The organism is Halomonas sp. E14 (assembly GCF_052568415.1).
In genome coordinates this window covers 3265999-3286781 of record NZ_CP199423.1, presented here as the reverse complement: position 1 = coordinate 3286781, position 20783 = coordinate 3265999, and the positions used below count along the sequence as shown (strand labels likewise).

At 64.3% G+C, this 20783-nt stretch carries 21 protein-coding genes; 19 read left to right on the top strand and 2 right to left on the bottom strand.

Features of this window, described 5'->3' with window-relative positions; translation table 11 throughout:
• Positions 1-30 precede the first annotated feature (30 nt).
• Positions 31-945 (top strand): TIGR01777 family oxidoreductase, encoded by a 915-nt coding sequence (locus ACT7B3_RS15335; RefSeq protein ID WP_445158552.1) that lies wholly within the window; start codon positions 31-33, stop codon positions 943-945.
• Here ACT7B3_RS15335 and rapA read toward each other — a convergent pair.
• Positions 929-3871, bottom strand: a complete 2943-nt coding sequence (gene rapA / locus ACT7B3_RS15330; protein ID WP_445158551.1) for an RNA polymerase-associated protein RapA — start codon at positions 3869-3871, stop codon at positions 929-931. The genes ACT7B3_RS15335 and rapA overlap by 17 nt on opposite strands.
• Positions 3872-4001: 130 nt before the next feature.
• Positions 4002-4799, bottom strand: coding sequence for a redoxin family protein (locus tag ACT7B3_RS15325; RefSeq protein ID WP_445158550.1), 798 nt, complete (start codon positions 4797-4799; stop codon positions 4002-4004).
• Positions 4800-4931: 132 nt separating this feature from the next.
• Between ACT7B3_RS15325 and ACT7B3_RS15320 the strand changes: the two genes are divergently transcribed.
• The 18 genes from ACT7B3_RS15320 (at position 4932) to ACT7B3_RS15235 (ending at position 20668) form a co-directional block, all read left to right on the top strand.
• Entirely contained in the window at positions 4932-5174 is a 243-nt protein-coding gene (locus ACT7B3_RS15320) for a hypothetical protein (protein WP_444676719.1), read from the top strand.
• A complete protein-coding gene (locus ACT7B3_RS15315; protein WP_445158549.1) occupies positions 5161-6744 on the top strand; it encodes a phospholipase D family protein in 1584 nt (527 codons plus the stop codon). The genes ACT7B3_RS15320 and ACT7B3_RS15315 overlap by 14 nt, the downstream gene beginning before the upstream one ends.
• A 103-nt stretch (positions 6745-6847) precedes the next feature.
• On the top strand, positions 6848-7378 hold the full coding sequence (locus tag ACT7B3_RS15310; protein WP_445158548.1) for a hypothetical protein: 531 nt from the start codon (positions 6848-6850) through the stop codon (positions 7376-7378).
• A gap of 327 nt (positions 7379-7705) precedes the next feature.
• Entirely contained in the window at positions 7706-9142 is a 1437-nt protein-coding gene (locus ACT7B3_RS15305; protein WP_445158547.1) for a tyrosine-type recombinase/integrase, read from the top strand.
• A 486-nt stretch (positions 9143-9628) separates the two neighbouring features.
• A complete protein-coding gene (relB, locus tag ACT7B3_RS15300) occupies positions 9629-9823 on the top strand; it encodes a type II toxin-antitoxin system RelB family antitoxin (protein WP_445158546.1) in 195 nt (64 codons plus the stop codon).
• A complete protein-coding gene (locus ACT7B3_RS15295; protein ID WP_445158545.1) occupies positions 9823-10107 on the top strand; it encodes a type II toxin-antitoxin system RelE/ParE family toxin in 285 nt (94 codons plus the stop codon). Before relB ends, ACT7B3_RS15295 begins: the two co-directional genes overlap by 1 nt.
• 131 nt (positions 10108-10238) lie before the next feature.
• Positions 10239-10943, top strand: a complete 705-nt coding sequence (locus tag ACT7B3_RS15290; protein ID WP_445158544.1) for a hypothetical protein — start codon at positions 10239-10241, stop codon at positions 10941-10943.
• Between the two features lie 103 nt (positions 10944-11046).
• Positions 11047-11388 (top strand): hypothetical protein, encoded by a 342-nt coding sequence (locus tag ACT7B3_RS15285; RefSeq protein WP_445158543.1) that lies wholly within the window; start codon positions 11047-11049, stop codon positions 11386-11388.
• A 12-nt stretch (positions 11389-11400) separates the two neighbouring features.
• On the top strand, positions 11401-11700 hold the full coding sequence (locus ACT7B3_RS15280; protein WP_445158542.1) for a hypothetical protein: 300 nt from the start codon (positions 11401-11403) through the stop codon (positions 11698-11700).
• Between the two features lie 296 nt (positions 11701-11996).
• The gene (locus tag ACT7B3_RS15275; RefSeq protein ID WP_445158541.1) at positions 11997-12182 is read left to right on the top strand and encodes a hypothetical protein; all 186 of its coding nucleotides are present in this window, start codon (positions 11997-11999) and stop codon (positions 12180-12182) included.
• Positions 12179-12835: a hypothetical protein gene (locus ACT7B3_RS15270; RefSeq protein ID WP_445158540.1), complete on the top strand. Its 657-nt coding sequence runs from the start codon at positions 12179-12181 to the stop codon at positions 12833-12835. The genes ACT7B3_RS15275 and ACT7B3_RS15270 overlap by 4 nt, the downstream gene beginning before the upstream one ends.
• A complete protein-coding gene (locus ACT7B3_RS15265) occupies positions 12832-13044 on the top strand; it encodes a hypothetical protein (protein WP_445158539.1) in 213 nt (70 codons plus the stop codon). The genes ACT7B3_RS15270 and ACT7B3_RS15265 overlap by 4 nt, the downstream gene beginning before the upstream one ends.
• Positions 13041-13268 carry a hypothetical protein gene (locus ACT7B3_RS15260; protein WP_445158538.1) on the top strand — a complete coding sequence of 76 codons (228 nt, stop codon included), beginning with the start codon at positions 13041-13043 and terminating at the stop codon, positions 13266-13268. The genes ACT7B3_RS15265 and ACT7B3_RS15260 overlap by 4 nt, the downstream gene beginning before the upstream one ends.
• 226 nt (positions 13269-13494) lie before the next feature.
• On the top strand, positions 13495-14103 hold the full coding sequence (locus ACT7B3_RS15255) for a hypothetical protein (RefSeq protein WP_445158537.1): 609 nt from the start codon (positions 13495-13497) through the stop codon (positions 14101-14103).
• The gene (locus tag ACT7B3_RS15250) at positions 14100-15035 is read left to right on the top strand and encodes a replication protein (protein ID WP_445158536.1); all 936 of its coding nucleotides are present in this window, start codon (positions 14100-14102) and stop codon (positions 15033-15035) included. Before ACT7B3_RS15255 ends, ACT7B3_RS15250 begins: the two co-directional genes overlap by 4 nt.
• Positions 15032-16423 carry a replicative DNA helicase gene (dnaB, locus tag ACT7B3_RS15245; protein ID WP_445158535.1) on the top strand — a complete coding sequence of 464 codons (1392 nt, stop codon included), beginning with the start codon at positions 15032-15034 and terminating at the stop codon, positions 16421-16423. Before ACT7B3_RS15250 ends, dnaB begins: the two co-directional genes overlap by 4 nt.
• Before the next feature lie 907 nt (positions 16424-17330).
• The gene (locus ACT7B3_RS15240) at positions 17331-20195 is read left to right on the top strand and encodes a phage tail tape measure protein (protein ID WP_445158534.1); all 2865 of its coding nucleotides are present in this window, start codon (positions 17331-17333) and stop codon (positions 20193-20195) included.
• Positions 20192-20668 carry a hypothetical protein gene (locus tag ACT7B3_RS15235; protein WP_445158533.1) on the top strand — a complete coding sequence of 159 codons (477 nt, stop codon included), beginning with the start codon at positions 20192-20194 and terminating at the stop codon, positions 20666-20668. The genes ACT7B3_RS15240 and ACT7B3_RS15235 overlap by 4 nt, the downstream gene beginning before the upstream one ends.
• Positions 20669-20783 lie beyond the last annotated feature (115 nt).

Here is a 20783-nt window from a genome sequence, read left to right as displayed (position 1 = left end):
GCTGTTCGCCGCTGAAGAGGAGAGGGTGCCATGCGTGTGCTGATCACGGGGGGCAGCGGTTTCGTGGGGCAGCGGCTGTGCCTGCGCCTGAAGGAGGCGGGGCATCGTCTACTGGTGGTATCTCGTGACCCGCAGGCCGCCAGGTCCAAGCTGCCCGAGTCGGCCGATGTGCGCCGCTCGGTGCTCGACTTCATCGATACGCCGCCGGATGCCATTGTCAACCTTGCCGGGGAGTCGATCGCTGCCAGACGCTGGAGCGATGCGCAGAAGCATCGCCTGATCGAGTCGAGGGTCAATGTCACGCGCGACCTGGTGATGCTCTGCGAACAGCTCAAGTCGACCCACGGCAGGGCGCCGCGAACGATGATTTCGGGCTCGGCCATGGGCTATTACGGTGATCAGAGCAGCCGCGAGGTGACCGAGCAGACCCCGCCCCATGATGAATTCGCCCACCGCCTGTGCCAGCGCTGGGAAGAAGTCGCCAGGGAGGCGGCGGGTTTCGGTACCCGCGTGGTTCTGCTGAGGATTGGCCTGGTGCTGGACCAGGGAGGCGGCAGCCTGGAGAAGATGCTGCCGCCGTTCCGCCTGGGGCTCGGCGGGCGTTTCGGCGACGGGCGCCAATTCATGCCTTGGGTGCATCGCGAGGATCTGGTGCGCAGCATCCTGTTCCTGCTCGAGCGCGGCGACCTCGACGGCCCGTTCAATGCCAGCGCGCCGCACCCGGTGACCAACGCCGAGTTCACTCGTACCCTGGCCAGCCAGCTCAAGCGGCCCGCCTGCCTGCCGGTACCGGCCTTCGTGCTGGAGACGGCGTTCGGCGAGATGGCCAGGCTGCTGCTGACGGGTGCCGACATGCGCCCGGCGCGCCTGCTCGAGGCGGGGTTCGAGTTTCGCTTCCCCACCCTCGAGCTGGCGCTGGCGGATATCTTCAGTCGCCCACGGTGACGATGACGCGCACCGAATCCAGCCGTAGCCGGGTACCTTCGATGGCGGCGTCGAGTTCGCGGCGTTCGCGGCGCAGGGCCTCGAGTTCTTCCTCCCGCACCGCCGGGTTGAGGCGCGCCAGCGCCTCCAGCCGGGCCAGCTCCGCATCGAGGCTGCGGCGCATGCGCACCTGAGCAGCCTCGACGATGCTCGGCAGTTCGCGCTCGGCTTCCTGTTCGCCCTGGCCGAGCAGCTCGCGCAGCTGGTCATGGCGGCTGCGGATCAGGTCGCGCGCCATGGCCTTCTTGACCTTCTGCAGATTCTTCGACAGTCCGGTGAAGGAAACCTTGTCGGTAAGCACGGCGCCGGACTCGTCGAGCAGCACGCGTACCGCCGTGGGCGGCAGGAAGCGATTGACGTGCAGCCGCCGGGGCGCCGGGCAGTGGGTGCGGAACACCAGCTCTGCCATCAGCCGCCCGGGCGCTATGGCCGGATGCTTGAGCAGCGCCAGCGCGGTATTGCCCATGGTGCCGTCGAGGATGCGCCCCATCATCTCGCGCAGCAGCGGGTGCTCCCAGGAGAGTCGCTGCACGTCGTCGCGGGCCAGCGCCCGCGCCCGCGACAGGGTGGCGGTGAAGCCCTCCTCGCCCTTGGCCAGGCCGGGCAGGCCGTCGAGCATCTGCGGGCTGGGCTGCAGGTGCAGCAGGCCGCCGCCGAGCTCCTGGCTGTCGACGCCGAAGATATCCAGTGCCTGCTCCAGGTAGCGCGGCAGGGCAGGGTCATGGTCGAGCTCGCGGATCGCCCTGGCCACGGCCTCGGCTTGCGCCGGGCGGCAGGCGTTGAGCTCCAGCAGCCGGTTGCGCCCGGCGTCGCGGGCGGCCAGGCGGTTTTCGAATAGCGCGCGCGTCTCGCCGATGATCTCGTCGAGGCTCTCCTCGTCGAGCAGGGCCTCGGCCACGGCGTCGCCGAAGGCAGCGAACAGTTCGTTGCCGATGCCGTGGGGCGCCTGGAAGGCGGCCATACCGTCGCGGAACCAGCGCAGCAGGCGCTCGCCGGGACTGGCTTCGAACATCGGTACATGGATCTCGATGGCATGCCGCTGGCCGATGCGATCGAGGCGGCCGATGCGCTGCTCGAGCTGGTCGGGATGCTGCGGCAGGTCGAACATCACCAGGTGGCGGCAGAACTGGAAGTTGCGCCCCTCCGAGCCGATTTCCGAGCACACCAGGACCTGGCAGCCCTCTTCCTCGTCGGCGAAGGCGGCAGCGGCGCGGTCGCGTTCCACCAGGGTGAGCCCTTCGTGGAACACCGGCGCGTGGAACCCGCCCAGCACGCGCAGCGCCTCGGCCAGCCCCTGGGCGGTCTCGCGTCCATGTGCGATCACCAGCACCTTGTCGTTGGCGAAGCCGTCCTCGCCGTCGTCGGCGAGGCGCTCGAGCAGCCAGCTCACGCGCGGGTCGAACTGCCACCAGGGCTCGGTATTGAGTGGGTCGTCGGACAGAGCGCTGTAGGTCGCGTCGGGGTAGATCAGCACGTCGGGGTGATCGAGGCCGGTCTCGATCAGCAGTTCGTCGAGGTAGTCCTCGTCGCGTTCGAGCTTGCGCAGTACCCGGCGATAGGCCGAGGGCAGCGGCAGCGTGGCCTGGTGCAGGCGGCGTTCGGGGAAGCCGCCCACGTGGCGACGGCTGTTGCGGAACATCACCCGGCCGGTGCCGTGGCGGTCCAGCAGCTGGTCGCGCAGCTGATCGCGTGCGCTGGCGCGCTGCGCTTCACTGCTCTCGGGGTTGGCCAGGGTGGCGAGCAGGGCGAGGCTGTCGGGCTCGCGGATGACGGCACCGACGGTATCACGGTCGGCAGCGCCGCCGCCGGGCAGCCGCTCCAGCGCGTCGATGGCGGCGGCCACCTCGATGTAGTGCTGCTCCTCCTCGCGGAAGGCTGCCAGGTTGTGGTAGCGGTCGGGGTCGAGCAGGCGCAGCCGGGCGAAGTGGCTCTCCAGGCCCATCTGCTCCGGCGTGGCGGTCAGCAGCAGCACCCCCGGTACGGCGCCGGCCAGGCGCTCGACGCAGGCGTAGCCGGGCCCCACCTGCTCCTCGTGCCAGTCGAGGTGGTGGGCTTCGTCGACGATCAGCAGGTCCCAGACGCAGGCCTGAGCCTGCTCCTGCCGGCGCGGGTTGGCGAACAGCCAGTCCTGGCTGGCCAGGATCAGCTGGCCCGACTCGAACGGGTTGCTCTCGGCCTGGGCCAGGCTCTGCTGTTCGTCAAGCAGCGTCACGTTGAGAGCGAAGCGGCGTAGTAGCTCGACCAGCCACTGGTGGGTCAGGCTGGCCGGTACCAGGATCAGCGCCCGCTCGGCGCGGCCGGTGAGCAGCAGGCGATGCAGGATCAGCCCCGCTTCGATGGTCTTGCCGAGCCCCACCTCGTCGGCCAGCAGCACGCGCGGGGCGTGGCGGCGGGCCACTTCGTCGGCGATGTAGAGCTGATGCGGAATCAGGTCGATGCGCGGCCCGGCGAGTCCCAGCGTGGGATTCTGCTCGATCCGGTGGTAGTGATGCAGGGTGCGAAAACGCAGGTCGAACCAGTCGTTGCGGTCCACCTGGCCGGTCATCAGGCGATCCCGGGCCTGGTCGAACTGCATGCTGTCGGCCAGCTTGGCCTCGGGCAGCTCGCGCAGCTCGCCCTGGTCGTCCTCGCCGATGTAGACGATCAGCCCGCCGACCTCCTTGCTGTCGTCGACGGTCAGGCTCCAGCCCTCGGCGGACTGGATGCGGTCGCCGCTGCCGAACGCCACACGGGTCAGCGGCGCCTGTCGGCTGCTGTAGGTGCGGGTTTCCTGGCTGGCGGCGAACAGGACGGTGACGCTGCGATTGTCGCAGCTGAGGATGGTGCCCAGGCCCAGGTCGGCCTCGCCGTCGCTGATCCAGCGCTGGCCGGGTGAAAAGTCGCTCATGATGCCTCGGTCGAAACGGAACACGGTGTGCCGGCGCCGTTCAGGCGCCGGCAGCAGGGCGGGCGATTCTAACGCAAAGCCCGCCGCGGCTTAAGCGCGGCGGCGCAGGGCGGGCAAATGAAGCGCGAGGTCAGTGGCGGCGCAGCCAGCCGTCGAGCTGGGCGCGTGAGAGTTCTCCCACGTGGCGCTCGACGGCCTGGCCCGAGGCGTCGAACAGCACCGTGGTGGGCAGCCCCGGCGCCTCCAGCGTCATCAGCAGCGACTGGCTCGGATCGAGCAGGGGGTAGCGAAACACCAGGCCCTGCTCGTCCAGGTAGCGAGCCACCTGCAGCAGCGTCTCCCCCTGATTGACCACCACCACGGTGACGCCTTCGCGGGTGTCGGCTTCGGCCAGCAACGGCATCTCGCGCAGGCAGGGTGGGCACCAGGTGGCCCACAGGTTGACCACCACGCGTTCGCCGCGCAGCGCCTGCAGGTTGACCGGCTCGCCGTCGAGATTCTCCAGGGTGAGGTCGGGCAGCGCCTGCAGCGGCATGCCGCCCAGCGGCGAGAGCGTGACCAGCACCAGCCACAGCGCCGAGGCGCCGATAGTGAGCCCCATGGCGCCGATCATGCTCAGCAGCCGGGCGCGCAGCGACCAGGCGGTCCAGATCAGCGCCGCCAGCAGCCCCCACAGGCCGTGGTAGCCGGGCTGCCATAGCTTGAGCACATCCAGCGGCGCGGCGGCGTAGGCGTCGAGATGCATGGCCACGTGGCCGAGGCGGGCGCCGAGCACCCAGGCCAGCACCAGGCCGTTGAACCAGCGGGCGCGCTCCGTGGGAGAGAGCCCCAGCAGCAGCCAGGCCGCCAGCAGCAGCAGCAGGGCGCAGCCGATGGTGTAGAGGCGCGGCAGGGAGATCAGTACGGGGCCCAGGGCGAAGGCGTCCATCGGTTCGGCTCCAAGAACAAGGTCGGCGCAAGCGGCAAGACCGGGTAGAATCACACACTTGCTCATCGCAGTGCATCAGGCAGACCAAGCCTACTGCGCACTGGCAGCACTGTCATCCGGCGGGAGCCCTCCATGGTCAACACCTCCTTCGACACCCTGCGCGCCCTGGCCATCGCCAGCCAGGCGCTGGGCTTCATCCTGATCATCACGCTGGAAACCCTGATGGGCGGCGAGGCCGCCCGGCCCTGGCAGGGCGTCACGCTGGCCGTGATGATCGCGTTTGCCCTGGGGATCGCGCTGGCCCGACTGTATCGGCGCAACCAGGCGCGCAAGGCGATGGATCGCCGCCTGTCGGATGACGATGACCACCCCTGAGTCCTGCCGCCGCCACCGGGCAAGGAAAATCACTTGGCAGGCTGTCTGGCTGCTGACTAGCCTGCTGCTGGCCGGTTGTGCCGGCCACCCTGCGGCGCGTCCTCATGGTGCACCGCTGACCCCGGCCGAGATCGAGGCCACCTGGCTTGGCCAGTGGGCGGCGGTCACCGCGTCGCCGTATCCCGGCAAGAGCGGCTTCACCCTGCTCTCCCGCGGCCAGGACGCCTTTCGCCTGCGGGTGCTGCTCGCCGAGCAGGCCGACCGCCGCCTCGATATCCAGACCTACCTGATGGGCGATGGCCTGACTACCCGCGTGCTGCTGCTTCGCCTGCTGGCCGCCGCCGAGCGCGGCGTCGAGGTGCGCCTACTGATCGACGACATCGGCGCGGTGGGCCAGGGTGCGCAGCTGGCGGCGCTCGACAGTCATCCCAACATCCAGGTGCGCGTCTACAATGCGTTGGGGTTGGCGCGGGGCACCCTGACCGGCCGGGTGCTGGCCTCGGCGCCGCAGGCCGCCCGCCAGCATCGCCGCATGCACAACAAGCTGTGGGTGGCCGATGGGGCGCTCGGCATCGTCGGCGGGCGCAACCTGGGCGACGAGTACTACAGCGCCGGCGAGCCGCGCAACTTCACCGATCTCGACCTGCTGGCCCTCGGCCCGGTGGTCGCCCCCCTGTCGCAGAGCTTTCACCTCTACTGGAACCACGGCCTGGCACAGCCGATCGGGCGCTACCACGCCGTTACCGACGACGCCTGGCAGACGCTGCAGGCTGCGCTGGCCGAGTGGTTCGACAGCGAGGCCGACTCGCCCTATTTCGCCGATCTCAGGCAGCGCTATGCCGATGCGACGCAGGGGCCGCTGGTGGGGCGGCTGCACTGGGGCGAGGGCGTGGCGCTGTGGGACCCGCCCGGCAAGCCGGCCTGGCGGGGCCGGCCGGCGCTGGCGCATACCATGGCGGGCCAGCTGCTGGCTCAGGCGGGCGAGCCGACCCGGCGGCTGACGCTGATCTCCGCCTATTTCGTGCCCGGCCGCCAAGGCAGCCAGTGGCTGCGAGCGCTCGCCGAGTCGGGGGTCGAAGTGGAGGTGTTCACCAACTCGCTGGAAGCGACCGATGTGCCGCTGGTCCACGGCGCCTACCAGCGCTATCGTCCTGCGCTGCTGGCCAGCGGGGTCGCGCTCTATGAGCTGCGTGCCGAGTTCGAGCCCGATGATGAGGCGAGCCTTGCGGTGGGGATGTCGGCCTCGGCCCTGCACATCAAGGCGCTCGGCCTTGATGAGGAGCGGGTCTTCGTCGGTTCCGCCAACGCCGACCCGCGCTCCGTGTGGTGGAATACCGAAGTGGGGGTGCTGGTCGAAAGTCCGGGGCTGGCCGCGCAGCTGCATGGCCTGGCCGAAGTCGGCAAGACACCCACCCTGAGCTATCGGGTCGGACGCGACGAGACAGGCCGACTCTACTGGGAAACCTTGCGGGACCAGGGCCCGGTGCGGCTGACCCAGGAGCCCGGCGGCTTCTGGCGCCATGTGGGGGCCGGGTTGAGTCGGTGGCTGCCGCTAGAGCCTCTGCTGTAGCGCAAGGGAGCGCCAGCCTCGACATGGCGCGCCCGGGTTGGAGTCTCGTCCGGGGGCTCGTCTATGGTGAAGGGTGTCAACCCTGGGCATCAAGGAGGACGCCATGAACCGCTACCTGGCAGGAGCCATCGGTGGGCTGCTGGCCACCGTTCCCATGACGCTGGCGATGGAGGCGCTCTATCGGCGCCTACCCCGCGAAGAGCGCTACCCGCTGCCGCCACGCGAAATCACCGAGGATATGCTGCACAAGGCCGGGCTGGACGACGCCTTAGATGACAAGCGGCAAGGCGAGCTGAGCCTGCTCAGTCACTTTGGCTATGGCGCCATTACCGGGGCGCTGTACCCGGTCGTGTGCGAAAAGGTGGAGCACCCGCTGATCTACGGCAGCGGCTACGGCGTGCTCGTGTGGGCGGCCAGCTACTTCGGCTGGATTCCGGCGCTGCATATCCTGGCGCCGCCGAATCGACACCCGGCCCAGCGCCGCCGCTTGATGATTACCGCCCATCTGGTATGGGGGGCAAGCACCGTGTGGCTCGGCGAGCGCCTGGCTCGGTCTGCGGGAAGGGGGCGTGAGGCGCCGCGCCTCGAGGCATTCTGTGAGGCATCGGCCGTGCCGAGGCGACCGCACAGCTAGCAGCATGCTATGCGGGGCTGTCATTTGCGCTAGGATTGTCGCTTGGCCTGGCCCAGGAGGGCGCAATGCAAAACCGCCACCCGGTATGATCCGTAAGTGGCGGTTTTGACTGTATTCTTTGGTCGGAGTAGCAGGATTCGAACCTACGACCTCTGCCTCCCGAAGGATTTTTTGCCCTGTAAGCCGAGCGTCAACGAGCGCCAATGATACGATAAAAAGCGTTTTTATATCAGCTGCTTGTCGTTCATTTTCGAGGCGGCTCACAATCGTCGTTGACGTTGGTTTATCATGCAGTTTGTTGACCATGTGTTGACCCGGAGAAACTGCATGACCCTACGCCAGCCTCGCCACAAGGCCAAGATTGCCGCCCGATCAGCGGCGGATTTTCACGCCACGGCAGAGTCCGGGGACCGCCTCTGGGACACGCTGCTTGGCGGTTTTCACCTCATCCGCCGTGCGTCGGCTACCAGCTGGCGCGTCACCTATCGCACAGAGGCCGGCAAGCAGCGGACGATCACACTCGGTCGTTATCCCGGGCTCACCGCGGACCAGGCGCGTAAGCTGGCCCACCAGAAGCTGGGCGAGATCTACCAGGGGGCGGATCCGGTCAAGGAACGTCAGTTGGCCCGGCAGCAGGAAAAGCACCGGGAGCAGCAGACGGTCGAGGCCTACCTCGATGGCCCCTACAAGCTCTACCAAGCCCGCCGCAAGAACGGAGGCGAGACCCTGAAGCGTATCCGTCGAGACTTCGCGGCCTGGCTGGCCAAGCCGATGAGTGAGCTCACTCGCGCTGATGTGGACCGGTGGCAGGCGGAGATGGAAGCCCGCGGCCTGGCCTTCAGCTCCCTGAAGCGGGCGTATGGCGCGCTGAACACTATGCTCAACGTGGCGGCAGAGCGTGGAGCCATCTCAGCGAATCCGCTGAAGGGGATCCGGCTTGAGCGGCCGGCGCTGACCGAGGAAGAGCTGGCCGAGGCCACCACCTCGCGCCGGTACCTGGAGGGTGCCGAGGTGATGGCGCTGTTCGCTGGGATCGAGGCCTACCAGGCGCAACGACGCGAGGAGCGCCGCCGCAGCCGCTACCATGGCAAGCCCTGGTTGCCAGACCTCGATCAGGCGACCTACGTCGACTATGCGCCTCCGCTGATCCTGCTGCTCTACTACACCGGTATGCGCCCGGGAGATCTGAATGGGCTGCGCTGGGAGCACGTCAACCTGACTTTCGGTACCATCCGCAAGGTCATCGAGAAGACCGCGCACACTCGCCCCGAGCCTCAGACCTTTCCGCTGGCGCCGGAGGCGGTCGAGGTGCTCAAGGCATGGCACCGGCAACACGACCTGCCGGCCAGTGGCTATGTCTTCACGAACCCAGTTACCACGGGGCGTTATTCCTCGACGGCCATTCACGGCCCCTGGCGGCGCATCAAGGCGCACACCGGGAACCTGGTCGAGCAGGGCCGGCTTGAGGCCTCGCTCCCGCCCGACCTCGATCTTTACACCCTGCGCCACAACTTCGCCTCCCAGTTGATCATGAAGGGCGCCGATCTGCTGGCGGTGAGCCGGCTGATGGGGCATGCCGACATCCAGACCACCATTGAGCACTACGGCCACCTGGCGCCCGATCACAAGCGCGACATCGTAATGCGCTTTGCCGCCGATACGCAGGCCCTGCTGACTGGGAAGCCTGCGGAGCACGACGACCAGGTCGAGAGCAACGCGGCTGACGTAGAGCTGCCCGTGGTGTCGCCATCACCCGTGGGATGATGCTACCGGGATCACTAGCAGCCGATCTCCGCGTGCGGGGGCAGATCGGTGGGGAAATCCCACCTTTTACAGACGACGAAAGCCGATCTCCGCGTGCGGGGGCAGATCTATACATGCGCGGGGCAGACATGACGAAAGGGTGGGCACAAATTGCCCACCCTTTCGCCCACACGTGCGCGGCAATGCCGGAAAATCCGGTAACGGGGTGACCGAATCGTTCACCCCTACGGCCGGCGAATCACTCCTGCGCGTGCGGGGCAAACGGGGTCACCGAAACGGTGACCCCCACCCCTGGCTGCTGTCTGGCCCCATAGCCTGCGTGCGCTGGGCAAGCTCCCTCCGATTGGAGGTTTGGGTGCCTGGCCCCCATCGCTCCGCGTGTGCAGTCGCGAAACCCCGTTGCTGGCGCTACTGGTACCCAGTAGATGATAAAGCTGGCGCCGACGCGCTACACTGACAGCAACCCCAAGGCCTGGAGCGCATGCTATGACCACGCGGCTGGATCCCATCGTCTCCGAATTCGAGACTCAGGAACAGGCAGATGCCTATGACCATTGGCTGTGCGCCAAGGTCCAGGCCAGCCTGGCCGAGCCGGGCCTAGGCGTGCCGCACGATGAGGCCATGGCAATGATGGATGCGATCATTGAGGATGCCGAGCGCCGACAGCGCGGCCGTGCCTGATGTTGCCAATCGTTTGGCTCGACGGCGCCCTTGCCGATCTCTCCGCCATCGTCAGCTTCATTGCCGAGGAGAATCCCGGCGCAGCCCGGCGTTTGAAGGCTCGCTTGGCAACGGCCCCTCTGGCACTGTCTGAACACCCCTATCTCTACCCAGCCGGCCGCGTGTCCGGTACTCGTGAGCTTGTCGCTCACCCCAACTACCTGATCGTCTACCGTGTCACCTCAACCAGGATCGAGGTCATAAGCGTGGTCCACACCCGCCGCCAATATCCACCCGCCGAATAGGCCTTGGCATACACAGCCTATTGCGGCATGCTGACTCCACCAGCCGGCTAGGGCCGTACACCCGAAACGCGCCGCCCCAGCGCTCGCCGGCTGACTTATCTGCCTGGGGCTCACACTGGGGAGTGTGAGACATGGCCCACCACGATGAAGCCGGCGATCCGTCCGCCGCACTCGATAAACTCGACGAAGCGCTTTCGACTGCAGTCGAACAGCTGGAGATTTATCTCAACCTCAACCACCCGTCAGACGAAAGATCCGCGCCAGCTGACTTCCTGGCCGCGGTTCTACATCGCTATGCCCAACGGCAGCACTCCCAGGGCGACCTGCCGCTGGCCTCACTGGCAGAGATCATCAACGAGGTGCGAGAGGCGCGCGAAGACTCTAATCAACGGCGTGCTGAGTACCACGAAGAATATGGAGAGCGAGCTGGGGGCCTACTGGCCTCTATGAGGGATGCTGCCGGCCCCATCCCGCCTCGTCTCTATGATCGCGGCGACATTGACCTGGCGGTAGACCGGTATCGAGCGCGACTTGACCATCACTTGGGCGAAGGGGCTGGATTGCCAGCCAAGCAAAAGACCCTGAAGAACGCCGACGCGCTGCAGAAGTACGATGCGGCGATACAAGAGTGCATCATGCTGTACTGGAAAAATCCTGAGCGATATGTGGTGAACCCGAACACTGCCGAGATTGATAGAGAAAGTGTTTTCGATTACGTGGCTCCGAAGTACGGCCTCAACTCGAAGACTCTCTTCAATCGATATAACGATAAGCTCAGCAGCGAATTAAAAGCTCGACTCGCCAGAAGGGCCCGCGAGAAAAGACGTCACCTATAACGTCACACCGATGTTCCCAGCAAGTGGCACTTTTCTGGGAATGTTGTTGCGACTGCAACCGGCCATCCTCCTCCTGAACGTCAACCACGACGCTGGAGGCAAGATGGCAACCACAGCCCATACCGAAACCACCCACCCCACCCCTGAAACGTACCAGACCGAGCGCGGCCGCGTGCTCGCCGAGATCCTCGAGTCGCAGCGTGCGGGGCTGGCGCCGCACCTGATCGAACTAACCGAGCGCCAGGTCTTCCCCTACCTGATCCCCTGTTCGATTCGGACCGGGCGCGATGCGCGCCGAACTGGTGTCCTGCTCGGGAGCCCGGCTCCTGCCTTCGTGAAGCGTGGCCGATCGATCCGCTACCGCTTCAGTGATATTCAGAGTTGGCTCGAAGGTGCCGATGCCTATCCCTCCACCGCGGCCGCCCTGGCCAGCGAAAGCCGCTGAGGAGGGCCGCACATGTCACGCCCAACCGTACTGGAGCGCGCCCTCCACCATCTCCTCGAGGTCGAATCGACCACCGGGCAATATGCCAGTCGTGTGCTCGAAGTCGGCCACTGGAACACCGTGGTGTCCGATCTGAAGCGCCGCTGCGGCATCCAGGTTCGCAGCGAGTGGCGCCGTCTGACCAACCGCCACGGGCAGGAGTACAACGCGAAGAGCTACTGGCTGGCGCCGGAGGATCGCGGGGCAGCCGCCGAGGCCCTGACTCAGCTCGAGGCTCGCCGCTTGGCACGCGACGATGGCGGGGCTTCCTGATGCTGACCCTATCACCATACTTGCAAAGCATGCAGCCGGTATTGACGTGCCGGTTTGGCACGGGCTACGCTTCATCGGCCACCGCAAATTCGGTGGCCGGGATTAGCAGCCCGGAATCACAAAGGCGCACAAGCGCCGCCATCCAGCTCGGCGCTTTTTTGATGCCGTTATGGCGGCTGTGCGTGGGAGGCTTCGGCCTGCCGGGTTCCTTTGTGTCCGGTCTGCTAACCCGCGTACAGTCGCCCCCATTGATTAGCAGCGATGCGGGCGACTCCAATCACAAAGGAGTCCCCACCATGGCATCATTCCGCCTGTTCCTTACCCGTAATCCGTCTGCCCGTGCCGCCGCACATCGTGCAATGGCCCGCGCCGCCCTGTTCGCTGATTCCAGCGCCAGCACCCGCCTTCGCAGATACAACTACCACACCGAGAAAGCCCGTCACCTGGAAGCCCGCGCCAGCGAGCAGGAGGTGGCGTCATGACTACCCGCCTTGAACAGCTCGCGCAGAACGACCCCAGCCTGACCCCGTTGCTGGCGCATATCGTGACCGAGTTTTGCCGCCGTGCCGCCAACCGTACCGGACTGGATAATGCCCGGCCGAGGCGCCCGATAGAGCTTCATCCGGACACTCGGTTGGCGCTGGCTCTCTGTGCCGAGGGATGGAGTTTGGAAGATGTTGAGCAGCACCTGGCCGCCCGAACGAAGCTAGATTCTCAAGAGCTTTCCAGTAGAGGGCCTGTCAATTTTTCAGACCCCTGCGGTGAGCCGGTACCCGGCGGCATCAGCCGTAATCAGAACCCCTGGCTTGCAGAAGCATGCGATGACATGAAGAGCGGTGCGATGCCCAGCAAGGAAGTCGGGACATCACACGTCGTCTACCTGGCCCTCACTGGCACTCGCATCGAAGCTTTGGCCCCAACTTGGCAAGAAGCCCTCCTCCACACTGGCCGTTCCGATGCCTGCTGTGTTGAACAGACCGACAAGCGAACCCTTCAGGTGACATTCGATCCAGAGTCGCCGCAGATCATCGACTACCACCTACGGTGCGGCAATTACAATGACGCTCTTCGGGACGTGCTAAGCCATGTTCTCCTCAATCTGGATGCCTCCGCACGCAGTGGAGGTGAGTCATGAGACACGTTTCACTCGCCAATATCGCCAGTGGTGTGCAGGGCATTGCTCAACTGGTGCAAGAGGATCTTAGCCGCGCTGCCTGCGAGGATGGGAAGCCCTACCTGAACCAATATCGACTTGGCTGCCTGATGTCGGCCCTCGAAGAGCTTGCTTCTCGAGCAGACGAGATGGCCGAAGCCATGGCGGACGAATGGGAGGCCATGCGATGACGCCAACCGACATCACCATGGACATTGGTGCTCGATCTCTCGGAGATGCCATTGACCGCACGCAGTGGTCCCTGCGCGAGCAACTGCCTTGCCTCGGCCAAGTAGCGACCAGCCACGGAATGCTGGCGCTCACGAAACGCGAGAAAGCAGAGCTCCGCGCCTTCCTGGAAAGGTTGCTCAATCACCGCTTGCAGATTCTGTCCAGCTTGGAGGGGCCGCTATGACGCCACAAACGAAAGCGCCCCACCACAAGGGCGGGGCACCGAAAGCGAGCTTGGCAGGGGCTCACCAGCAGGGTAGCGCACTGGGCGCCGATGTTCACCGGCTGCTGGCGCGATGTGATCTTGCGCAAGGCCAAGCTGTGCCGGCTGTCCGGCCAGTTCCGGCAGCTGGCCGGTGCGGCCGAAGCCACCTGATCGAGGCCATCTCTGATGGCCGGGAGGTGGATCGGTGACCATCGAAATGCTGACACCGGCATGGGGCAAGCGGCACCTGGCAGGCACCCTGGCCGGCGATCCTGATGCCGCGTCCCGCCTATGCACTGCCATGGGCAATGATCAGCGAGGGAAGGCCGTTGCGGTGCTGTGGCAGATGGCGATCCCCGCCCCGGCCTACCGCGCGTTTCTCCTCGGAGCATGGGAACACGATCACCAGCACGTGCTCGCAACGGCGGATTATGACGCCGGCCGTCTGCGATCCATGTTCGAGCATGCCGCCTTCGATACAGGCGCCCTTCCACAGACCCTGACTGTCTGGCGGGGCACCGCCGGTATCGGCCACCACGAAGCCGCCGCAGGGCTATCCTGGACGACCAGCCGCCCTATGGCCTGCTGGTTTGCCATGCGCCACGCTGACCGTCTGGGCAATCCCCTGGTGCTCAGGCGGGAGGTTCACCGCTCCGAGGCGGCGCTCTACACCGACGAGCGCAACGAGGCCGAGGTGGTGCTCTTCGAGGATGCCGACGTGCTGCCTGAGGTTGACGGGATGCCGGATGATTGGCGCCGGCATTTCGAGGCGGAGGAAGCGCGTATTCGGCAGAGGTCGGAGGTGCTTCTATGAGCAAGGTGATTCATCTCCGCGATCGGTTCGGGGCGGCCAGGGCGCCGTCTCGGCCCAAGGGGGCCCAGGTGGAACATGGCTACGTGCGCACCGCCAACGAGATCGTCGAGGCACTGATGCGGGCCCCGCTTACCAGTCGCGAGGCCCGCATCGTGCGAGCCGTGGAGCGTGCCACCTTCGGCTGGCAGCGCTCCACGGCCCGGCTCTCACAGGACGCCCTGGCCAAGATGACAGGCATGACGCCGAAGCGTTGCAGCGAAGCGCTGAACAGCCTGCTACGCAAGCGGGTGCTGATCCGTGAAGGCGGAAGCCGTTCGCCGGTCGGCATCAACACTCGCGTCGACGACTGGAATTTCGAGGCTGAGCAGGCGCGAGTGACCCCAAAACGGCCGCCTGTGCCAAACCAGGGTCACAGACCCCAAGATGGGGACGTTCAACGCCCCCAAAATGGGGACGCATATAAAGACAGGAAAGACAGTTCTTCCCCTTACGGGGAAGAGTCGACGGCTGATGCCGACGACGCGAACCCTGTCGACCAGGATTTCCTCGGCGAGCCTAAGAAACCGAAAACGGCTTCGGCCAAGCGCACTGGCCTATCGCCCTGCCCCCACCAGGCGATCCTCGACCTGTGGGCCGAGATCATGCCCGACAAGCGCCAGCCGGTGCGCAGCCTATGGCCTAACAGCGCCAGGGCTCGCAACCTGACTGCCCGCTGGAAGTCCGGGTTCGTGATCCTCAACGAGCAGACCGGAGAACCGCTGTACACCGACACAGCCAGTGGTATCGAGTGGTGGGGCCGGTTCATCCGGTTCCTGCGCCGCTCCGAGTTCTTGATGCGTGATGACTCCAGCTGGTTCGGGCTGGACTGGGTCGCCAAGGCCGAGAACTTCGAAAAGATTCTGTCCATGAAATACCATGGGGGTGACGCATGAGTCTGCACAGCCTTGAGGCCGAGCAGAGCGTCATCGGCGCCTGTCTGCTCGATAATGCACTGATTGACCGCTTGGCCGATGCGGTAACCCACCAGGACTTCCACACCCTCGAGCACGCGGTAATCTGGTCTGCGATGACCCGCCTGCGTTCTGGCGGCCAGGACGTGGACGTGGTGACCGTCGCAGAGCGTATGGAACACGAGCATGCCAGCGACGACGTGGGCGGCTTGGCCTACCTGGCCGAGATTGCACGCAATACGCCCAGCACCGCCAATGCGATGACCTACGCCGAGATCGTGGTCGACCTCGCCGGCCGCCGTCGGCTGCTCGATGAACTGACCAACCTCGAGTCGATGACCCGGGACAAGCAGCAAACCCTTACCGGCATCGTGGATTCCGCTCAGGACCGTCTGCTGCGCTTGCTTCGCAATGATGGCCAGCAGGGTGCTGCCATCGGTGCCGACCTCGGCGACATGCTCGACGAGATCGACCGGCGTTGGAACGGCGAGGAAAGCCCCATGGGGGTTTCCTTCGGCCTCACCGATCTGGATGAGCGTACGCTGGGCATGCACCCGGGGCAGTTGGTCCTGGTCGGCGGGCGGCCCGCCGCCGGCAAGACTGCCTTCGCGCTGAACGTGCTACGCGCCTGTTGCGTCCGCGACCGGCGTCCGGCGGTGGTGTTCTCGATGGAAATGGATCGTCGAGCACTGCGCAATCGCATGACCGCCGCCGTCTGCGATGTGCCGCTGCGTGCGATCCGCGACCCCAAGGCGCACATGACGCCGGAGCACTTCGATCGTATGGCAGGGATACATCTGCTCAAGGATGCCCCGTTGATCATTGATGACCGGGCCGGTATGACCCCGGCACAGATCAGGCGGTCGGCCAAGCGCTGGCGCGACCACTACGGTGACCTGGGGGTGGTGATGGTCGACTATCTGCAGTTGGCGCGACCCGACCGCAAGCATGGCAGCCGAGAGCAGGAAGTTTCCGAGCTGTCGCGCTCGATGAAGTTGCTTGCCAAGGAGCTCCACTGCCCGGTGCTGGCGCTGTCGCAGCTCAACCGCGGCCTCGAAACCCGCCAAGACAAGCGCCCCCTCATGGCAGACCTACGAGAATCCGGCTCGCTGGAGCAGGATGCTGACTTGATTTTGTTCCTGTACCGGCACGAGGCCTACGAACCCGACGACGAGCTGACCCAAGGCGTTGCCGAAATCATCATCGCCAAGCAGCGGGAGGGCGAGACCGGCACGATCTACGTCGCTGCCAGGCTCGCCAACGCCCGCTTCGAAGACCTCGATCGCGTTCGCATCTCCCAGTTGATGGATGCCGCCAAGACCAAGAACACGGCGATGCGCAAGCCCAAGTCCGCCATGGAGATGATCTGATGCGCGACATCCACCAGCGACTGGGCAGCACCCACGGCCTGCTGGCAACCCTTTCAGTCTCAGGCGAGGAAAGGCGTGAGCAGCTCGCTCACGTCCCTGCTTAGAAACCATCGAATGCTCAATCTGGACTTCCACCTTGATGGGGCTATGAAACGCTCCGCGGCCTGACTAAGGACTCAAGGTTGGGACATTCCACTCCAGCCTTGCTGTTCATCGCCTCCATATTTTGTCGCTTAAAGACGTTCCAGCGGCAGATAACGGCAATCTGAATAGAAAAAGCACAATATGTGGCAATTTGGTCCATGATGAATACAATATACGGTATCACTGTATGGATGGACAGCTACCATGCCAATCACAGAGAGCAAGAATCGCGGCACTCAAGCCCGGCCATCTCGCCGCCGTCGGGTCGAACTCTATCGTCAGCTTGATGAGCTCGCTCGCAGTGGTGATCCCCATGCCGCTGGCTGGCTATTGCTGCTGAGCAAACCTACACGAGCCCCCGCCCGGCCTCTCAACGACTGACAGGAGGCCGCTGTGGCCTACAACGCAATGCGAAGCGAGAGCCTGCCCCATCGCACTGATACTCGATGGTTCCATGCCGAAACCGTATCGGATGCGACCAGCGCCCCCTTGATTCTCCCCAGCCTTGAGCGAGACCGCATCGCGGTATCAGTGGTGCCCGGCACAGAAGCCCGCGTCGAGTTCACGTTGAGCAGCTACGCCGAGATCGAGGCTGGCACAGCGGCCTGGTACCCATGGCCATCAGGTGACGTAACCGAGGAAACGACTGACAGCGTAGCCAGCGCTATTGCTGCCCCGCGCCTGGTGAGTGCTGGCGCAAGCCGGTGGGAAGTAACGGCATGAGCCTGTAGGCCCCGCCCAACGAACATGACAAGGAGCCGCCGTGGCCGATCTCGAAAAATCCGTTGCCATCATCTTCGAGGGCGTGGACCAAATGGGGGCTGGTGTATCGTCAGTGACGCGCCAGCTCGATAGCGTGAGCGGAAGCGTTCAACAGGCTGCGCAACCCCTGGCCGACTTCACTACCGCTGTTCTGAAGGCAGAGGCGGCACTGCTGGCAACCGGCGTGGCTGTCACCGGCCTGGCTATCAAGGTGGCCGGCGATTTCGACAGCCAGTGGCGAATGATCACGACGATGATCAATGAGCCGGTAGAGGCGCTTGGGGGGTTCAGGCGTGAGATTCTGGACTTCGCTAGCACCTCATCTTCGTCGCTTTCTGATATTGGGGATGCGGTCTACCAAGCGCTTTCTCTCGGGGTCGATCGTGACGATGTGTTAGGGTTGATTTCGGTTATCGACCAGCTTGCTATTGCTGGCGGGTCAACCCTGAACCAAGCATTCATGGCGGTGGTGCCTACGCTCAACTCCTACGGCGCCGGCATTGATGAGGCTCAGGAATACTCCGATCTGTTGTTTTCGACCATCCAGAACGGCGCCACTACTCTTCCTGAACTCTCCAACCATATCAGCAAGGCCGCTGGCCTGGCATCAACTGCCGGTATTGATTTCAGCGAACTGTCAGCTTCTGTTAGCGCCCTGACTTTTGTTGGCACAGACACCGGCACTGCTTTCACGCAGTTGGTAAACATCATTAGCTCAATCATCAATCCGACACAGCAGGCGAGAAGGCTGGCCGAAGACTTGGGCCTTGAGTTTGATGCTACAGCGCTGAAGACACGGGGGCTTGAGGGTGTACTGCTTGACGTCAAGGAGGCGACTGGCGGCAGTGAAGAGCAGATGTCGATTCTGTTCGGCACTACTCAAGGCTTGGTTGGTGCGTTAGATCTGACTGGGAACGCTGCCGAGCAGTTTTCAAAGGCATTGGATGACAACGCCAACTCAGCGGGAAAGGTCTCGGAAGCCGTCGAGAAGATGCGCGGCGATATAGACCGGGGTAGCCAGCAAATCAGGAACGCAGTAAGCGTCGCGCTGATCAACCTGGGTGACCCGCTACTTGATGCGTTCGGTGGCATCCAGCAGGCCATTGCCGAGATATTCAACGCGATTGGCGTGTCACTCAATGATGGCCAGCTCAATCAGTTTGTGGCGATGCTCGAGGGGGTTTTCCAGAGCATTGAGCAGGCCCTGCTCGACGTGGCCGCTAACCTGCCGGCTGCCCTAGAAATGGCTGATTGGTCCGGCTTCCTGGATGGCATGAACGCGATGCGCCAAGCCGTCTCCCAGCTTTTCAGCGGTGCGGATCTTACAAGCGCCGAAGGACTTGTCTCGGTCATCGGCACCTTGGGTACCGCATTCAACATGTTCGCCCAGTACACCGCTGGGGCTATCGGCGCCATAGGACCTTTCATTGAGAAGCTGGCCGATCTTGCCGAGTGGGTTATGAAGATCGACCCCGAGTGGATGGAGCTGATGGGCACTCTAGGCGGCGGTGCTGTCGTGCTGACCATTGTGCTAGGAATATTCAGCAATCTACTGAGCATCGTTAACAACCTGGCTGGCGCCAAAGGGGCCATTCCGGCCATGACGGCGGCAACGAACAATCTCACCACCGCACTAGGTACATCAGGATTGGGGCTTGTGGGCAGTGCTGGCGCTGCTGCTTTTGCTATCTATCAACTCTACCAAGAGATCAAGCAGTTCAATGATTTCCGCTTCGGCTTCAGCGATGAGCTGAAAGAAGAGCTCGACAAGACTACCGGGGCCCAGCGAGTTGCCACCGAGTACAGCTTGTTCCAAGTAGAGAAAATCGCCATCGCCTACAACCGGCTGTCCGATTATTTCGGGTGGGGTGAGAACGCCGCCCGGGACTTCAATGTCGTGTCCGCTGAGGCGATCGATGCTGCCGTTAAGGTGAGCAGCTTTGGCGATGCGGCCGAAGAGGCGGATCGGGGGATAAGCGAGGCAGGTGCCGCCATGCTGGAAGGCTTCACCGCTTTTCAGGAGTGGGGCCGCGCCGCCGAAACGGCACGTATCCAAATCGAAGCCCATGAAAGCGCGATCAACACCAACAGCAGCACCCTATGGGACTACATCAACTCGCTGGAAAGCACAGCGATCGCCTGGGAGAAGGTAGGCGATAACACCTATCAGGCAGCCACACGAACCGAAGAAGTCGATGCCGCCCTGGCCAAGGTGAAAAGTCAGTTCGAGGCGGGAATGATCGATGAGGCGGCTTTCCACGAAATGACAGCGGCCCTGGAGGGCATGCGGAAGAAAAGCGGCCTGGCCGGCGATTCCCTCAGCATCATGGGCGGCAATGCCGACGACGCAGCCAAGAAGCTCGACCTCACCTCTGACCAGCTATTCGAGCTCGAAAAGCAGATGAACCAGCTGGCAAGCAACGAACGCATCAAGGCCATGGAGTTCACCGCCAGCATCAAGGTGGCGGAACTTGAGGCGGACGCCAAGAAAGTCGAAGCCATCCTGGGTGCGACCAGTACCACCGTCTCAAGCCTGGCCGAAGCATCCGCCGATATGTGGAGCACCCTGGCTGGGGGCGATCTCTCCATGAGCCAGCGCTGGAACCTTGAGCGAGCGATACAGCAGCAGCTCGACATTCAGAAGGATGCCGCCGAGCAGCAGAAGAGAGTGATTGATGCGCAGATCGACAACCTGAGGGCGCGTACCGATGCGCTGCGCAGCGGCGATGGCCTGATCAAAATCTCAAGCGATGGGCTTGAGCCCGCCCTCGAAATGATCATGTGGCAGATCATCGAGAAGGTTCAGCTCCGAGCCAATGCGGAAGCGACCGAGTTCCTGGTGGGTATTAACGGAGGCGCAGCATGATGAAGAGCAGCCAGTACCCGGGGGGTATCGAGTCCCTGTTTTCCAAGGATTGGCCACCGGAGGTGAAGCGCCTGATTGTCCAGATGGGGATTGCCTACCGCGAGCAGAGCTGCCGGCACGCAGAGTACGAAAAGGAGCTGGCCACACTTCATGAGCTCGCCCGTCAGTGCGCTGGCATTGCCTGCCCAAAAGTGAGGGAGGCTGGCCAGGCGCTAGCAAAGGCCCCCCGGGGGGGTATCCATGCGCCATTTACCGCCTTTGCGGATGCCCTGCTTGCCCGTTCGCACGAGTCCTTGGGTGCGGCTGAAGAGCAGGCGGTTCTACTGCTTGCCAACCAATCGATGTGGCAGATGAAAAAGCTGGCCCAGCTGGTACAGCGGGAACAAGTCGCGCAAGAGAGGGCCATGCGCTGTAAGGCGCAGGCGCAGCGGCTGCTCGAGGCCGGCCAGAACGGTACCGGGGGGCTCCACTGATGGGCGGTCCTGCAGTTGCTTTGGCTCCTGGTGCGGCAGGGCAAGTTGCTGGTTGCCAGTATCGAACCTCGACTTCCTCACGGCGAAAGGGGAAACGCTACAGCGCCGCTCTGCT